3 protein-coding genes and 3 pseudogenes are annotated in these 5,229 nt (G+C 51.3%); 4 read left to right on the plus strand and 2 right to left on the minus strand.

Annotation, left to right across the window (positions count from 1 at the left end; genetic code table 11):
- From ABJH13_RS10160 to ABJH13_RS10170, 3 genes and pseudogenes are all read left to right on the plus strand, one after another.
- Positions 1-193: pseudogene (locus tag ABJH13_RS10160) on the plus strand (ABC transporter permease); the annotation flags it as partial.
- A 323-nt stretch (positions 194-516) separates the two neighbouring features.
- Positions 517-1,185: a hypothetical protein gene (locus tag ABJH13_RS10165; protein ID WP_348406103.1), complete on the plus strand. Its 669-nt coding sequence runs from the start codon at positions 517-519 to the stop codon at positions 1,183-1,185.
- A gap of 46 nt (positions 1,186-1,231) precedes the next feature.
- Positions 1,232-1,411: pseudogene (locus tag ABJH13_RS10170) on the plus strand (IS6 family transposase); the annotation flags it as partial.
- A gap of 221 nt (positions 1,412-1,632) precedes the next feature.
- On the opposite strand, the gene ABJH13_RS10175 reads toward ABJH13_RS10170, so the two are convergent.
- The gene (locus ABJH13_RS10175; RefSeq protein WP_348406104.1) at positions 1,633-4,134 is read right to left on the minus strand and encodes a methyl-accepting chemotaxis protein; all 2,502 of its coding nucleotides are present in this window, start codon (positions 4,132-4,134) and stop codon (positions 1,633-1,635) included.
- Positions 4,135-4,396: 262 nt separating this feature from the next.
- Here ABJH13_RS10175 and ABJH13_RS10180 point away from each other — a divergent pair.
- Positions 4,397-4,573 (plus strand): annotated as a pseudogene (locus tag ABJH13_RS10180) (IS6 family transposase); the annotation flags it as partial.
- 172 nt (positions 4,574-4,745) lie between these two features.
- Here ABJH13_RS10180 and ABJH13_RS10185 read toward each other — a convergent pair.
- On the minus strand, positions 4,746-5,229 hold a 484-nt coding region (locus ABJH13_RS10185), incomplete at its 5' end, for an IS3 family transposase (RefSeq protein ID WP_348406105.1).

Genomic DNA, 5,229 nt, shown 5'->3' on the forward strand with positions numbered 1-5,229 from the left:
GATTATCGGCGGCATCAGCCTGTTTGGTGGCAAAGGGTCGATCTGGGGCGCGTTCATCGGCGTGCTGTTTCTGGGGGTGTTGTTGAATGCCATGACCCTTTGGGGGTTCAGTCCCTACACCCAACAAGTGATCAGCGGAGGCTTGATCCTAGGGGCGGTGTTCATCAACTTCTTCGTTGACCGTAAATCATGAACCACAGCCGCACTCTGCGGTGGGATTGCGGCTCTGCAAAGATGATGGCCATCGGGGCTATGCTGACGGACGTCACCTTTGATCTGCCAGATCGACGTCAGGTCAGCCCGCTCCACAAAGCGCCGTGGTTGGGCAAGGATTTGCCACCCAATACGCCCCCTTTGCTCGCGCATTTGCAAGGCGAGTGGCCCTGCGTGCCGTTTGGCGCTCCGCCCGTTGCCCCTTTAAACGGCGCATGGAAAGGGCTGCACCCAAAACCCGTGCGCTGGCCCCATGGGTACGGTGCAAATCACCCTTGGGTTTTGACCCAAGACGGCCCAAACATGGTCACCGCGCGGATTGATTATCCTAATAATAGTCCAATTGCGTCGCTCAGCCGGCAGGTGCGCGGTCGGCCGGGGAAGCCGGCTTTGGAAATCACGTTTGAGATAAGGGTCAGATGTACGACGCAAGTACCTGTTGGACTGCACCCCGTCTTTAGACTGCCCGAAGCTGTGGGCGACGCACGTCTGATACTGGGCCGCCACGGCAAAATCTGGAGCTACCCATCCGATAGTGGCGGAGTTTCGGCCTTTGAATACCGCGAACCAATCGCAACATTCGAAGAGTTGGCCAACGGTGCATTTGACCCGCTCAACCTGCCGTATCGGACGGCGTCTGAGACGCTTCTTTTACTGGGCAACATTGAAGGGCATGTGAGTTTGCAGAACAACGCCGAAAACTATCGTGCGACGCTCACCTGGGATGCTGAAGCCTTACCCTCGCTCATGCTTTGGATCAGCAATATGGGCCGTCAATCCGCCCCGTGGCAGGGTCAACATCTTGCCTTGGGTCTTGAGCCTGTTTGCGCGCCCTTTGACCTCGGCCAAGCGATGATCGGCCCTGAGACACCTCTTGCAAAGGCCGGTACAAAAACAGCCGTTTCTATTCATCCCGACACGCCTTGGCGTACGCAATATGCCATAGGAGTTGAGCCGGTGTTGTCACATTAACTTCCCGGCGGTTGTTCGCGCCTCAGTTTGCCCGTAGCTGATGGCGATGCAGCCACTGACCATCAGCTACAAACGCCACCGGTTTCCGCCCGATATCATCACTCACTCAGTTTGGCTCTATTCCCGTTTCAATCTGAGCTTCCGCGAGGTTGAAGAGATGCTGCTGAAGCGCGGCATTGATGCTTCGTATGAAACGATCCGGCGCTGGGTCCGAAAGTTTGGCCCCTCTAGCTACGGGTTTTGTCTGTGATGATCACATGCGAGCGATGACACCGGACAGTTTCGCAAACGTGGCGCATGAAGGCTCTTGCTGTATTGGCGTTTCTACGGGCCGTAAGCCGGAAATTGATGGTATTTAAACGGATCGCGACTTGCCATGAGAACATCCTGACTTGAAAGGTTGCAGCCAGTGTCCCGCTCAAACCAGAACGACGCAACAGAACCTTGTCAACCGAGAGCCGAACCCTGCAACACCGCCGTTCGTGGCAGCGGCGCCTGTAATCTGGTGTCTTCTGAAAAACTTGCGATAGCCTGAACCAAGGTATTCGCTTCTTGGTTCATAGTCTGCGCCACTGCATTTGTTTCTTCACACATAGCCGCATTCTTCTGGGTAGCTTGCTCTATTTCAGAAACGGTCTTATTTATGTCTGAAATTCCGACCGACTGATGAGTCGCTGTTTCGACCATTTGGGCCACTTCTTTTGCCATACCATCGATAGATTTTTGAATTTTACGAAGAGACGATCTACTCCGTCCTACCATTTCAACGCCAGCGTTGACTTGAGCTTCGCTGTTCGAAATCAATGTCTTAATTTCCATCGCAGCTTCCGCAGTTTTTTGCGCCAAAATTCGCACTTCGGTTGCGACGACCGCAAAACCGAGGCCTGCCTCGCCGGCTCGTGCGGCCTCGACGCCAGCATTCAACGACAACAAATTCGTTTGAAACGAAATATCGTCAATTACACTTGTGATTTTTGATATTTCTTCTGACGAAGATGCTATGCTATTCATAGCATTGACCATATCTTCTACCTCACGCGTTGTATCCTCAACAACAGCTTGGGTCGTTTGTGTCGAGCGGTTAACTTCGCTGGCGCTCTCACTCGTCGAACTTACAGCAGCTGTTAGATCATCGACTGAGTTTGAAGCTTCTTCTAACGACGCCGCGTTCTTTTCTGTTCTATGCGCCAGATCGGTAGATGCTTCAGATAGTTCTGAAGATGACATCTGTACATGCTGCGATGCGGAGGTAATTTGCCCCATGATTACCGAGAGTTTTTCATTCGTTTGGTTGATTTTTCGGCTGATATCATCAAATATGCCATCGTGACTTCCCGACATTCTCATAGACAAGTCACCAAGAGCGAGTGCTTGTAAAACACGCATCAAGTCGGACAAACCACCTTCGGTAACCTCACCAATACGATTTACGCCTTCGCAGAGCTCTGCAAAGACGCCTTCTTTATCGTCGATGTTCAGCCGGTGCGTGAAATCTCCTCGAACGCACGCCGAAACGACTATATTCAATTCTTCAACAGCTTGTTCGCCAGCTTTGGCGATAGAAACTTGATTTTCTAACGCTTCGCGGTCCCTGTCCGCCTGTCGGTTCGCGACCTCCTCCACAACCGACATAATTTGGTTCAACCCTTCGCCAAGGACTTTTGACGCGCCTTGTAAATCACGCAAGCGAAGACGTGTGGAAAAATCACCCTCTGAGACAGTTCTTGTGACCCGCTCAATACCAAGGGCTGAGCTCAACTCAAGCTGAGCTTGTTGTTCCTTTAATTCGCGGGTTTCAAGTTCTCGTTGTCGGAATATAGAAAGCGCTTCGGTGATACGCTTTAAATCATTGGGAGCCACTTCAGGAATAGCGCTTTCGATGTCGCCATCGGCCAACCCCACTACTCGGAGCGAAACGCATGAAATTGATTTCGCGACTTCCCTTACTAAAAATAGGGTACATACGCCGACCCCAATCATCAATCCAAAAAACAAGGATATCGCTTCAATTAGTCCAGAATCGGCATGCAAAAGTGCTTCCGCGGTACCTTCATTAATCTCCACAGCGCCTTCATCCTCGATGGTCTTCAGTAGGTTAATAACATCACTAATATCATGGTACCAACTTTCCGGCGTAATCTGGGCAATCGCGACAGGGTCATTTGCCTTTGCGACGTCCCGAAAGTACTGTAGTCGTTGGCTCTCCGGCCCATCTCTGAGCGACGTTAGCATTTCTAACAGGTGTTCAGAGGCAATTTCCTCATAAACCTCAATCAAAACTTCCTGTTCCAAAATCAGCATAAGGAAAAGCTCTAGAGTTTCTGGAGGGAAAACGCCCTCGCCATCAGCCGCACGTGCAAACCCTACGGCCCCTGTCGCACGCTCTAGCCCTGCACTATCCTTTGCGGTCATCAATATCGAGTGGCGTTGCACCGCCTGAGCAGGCTCAGGATGGCTAATACTCCGGGCGAGTTCCGGCAACAACGCAATCGCGGCGCGGTTTATAGCCGTAATGGATGCCACCGCGTCACGTGATTCTATTTCCAAGCTATCAATTTGGCTGCGTAAACTTGGCAAGTTTATAATTTGTTCCCGTACGACCTCGAGTTTTGAGATAAATGGAACGACCTCATCCGAGATGTCATGAGCAGTAACCGCCGCGTTCATGAAGTCATTAATTGCACTGTCACTGACGGCTCGTTGTTCACTTAAAATTTGCCCAAAATTCATGCCGTTGCTCGAAATAAAACCTGCACTTGCCCCGCGCTCTTTTTGCAATTCGTGTGTCAAGTCACCGATCGATGTTGCAAGCCTCGCGAGATCCACATCTATCAAGCTTTCCTTTCGGTCTTTAATAAGCCCTAAAATCTGCGGCCCTGCGAACGCCAAGGCCACAAAAAAGCCAGACGCAGTAAGAATTAAGAGTATTTTCGAAACTGATAGTGACATTAATTGTCGCAAAACAAATCCTCCAAAACAAATTCGATGATGTAACCTATACGTGTATAGTTAAATCATTATGTCGATTCTGGTGGGCCGTTTTGCGTAGATCAACGAAAGCCCGTAACGCGCCTAACCCGAGACGGAACTCAGGCGGTGCGTTCGAAACGTGGTCGGCCAAGTCCAGTCATTCGGTCGAGAACCCGCACTGGGGATATCACATAAACCATCGCTAGTTATCAGTCTCCGCATTTACAATTCGGCAGCCTTGATGATCTCGCACCGCATCAGCTACAAACGCCACCGTTTTCCGCTCGAAATCATTTCTCACGCAGTCTGGTTTTATTGTCGGTTCAATCTCAGCCTTCGCGAAGTCGAAGAGATGTTTTTGCAGTCCCGGATTGATGTCTCATATGAAACGCTCCGACGGTGGGTTTTTAAATTCGGTGGTATCGTCAAATTGTCGGCGATCTTCGTAACGATGGCCGGGATGCTAGATTTAATGCCGCTTTCAACTCATGCGCGATGTCGTCCCAAATCTAGGGGGCATCGGCTCTGGTCTGGCGATAGGCAGCGACTTGCTGGACCTGTCGCGTTTTCGTGCCGCCGCGAGAGCTCGTTTAAGCTACCTTCCGTTCGAAAGCGACGGGGCTTTTCCAGCCCAATGCTGAGTGTTGACGGCGTGGATTATAAAACCCGTTGATGTATTCGAAGATCACCATCTCAGCCTGTCTGCGTGTGTTCCAAGTGTCCCGCCAGATCAACTCTGCCTTGATTGTTTTGAAGAACGTCTCAACAGCCGCGTTATCATAGCAATTGCCCTTCCCAGACATCGATACCTTGAACCCGTGTTGGCGCAGGATCTTCTGGTCGTCGTGGGAACAGTATTGCGATCCGCGATCCGTGCGATGAATGCAGCCTTTGGGCGGCTGTCGGAATGCGATGGCCATCTTCAAAGCTCTGATCGCAAGGTCGCGTTTCATGCGATTGCTGACCGCCCAACCAATGACACGGCACGAATGCAAATCCAGAATGACAGCAAGATACAGCCAGCCCTCACGCGTCCAGACGTAGCTGATGTCACCAGCCCACTTCTGGTTTGGC

Origin of the sequence: Roseobacter sp., from assembly GCF_039970775.1 — a bacterium.
Lineage (GTDB): Bacteria > Pseudomonadota > Alphaproteobacteria > Rhodobacterales > Rhodobacteraceae > Roseobacter.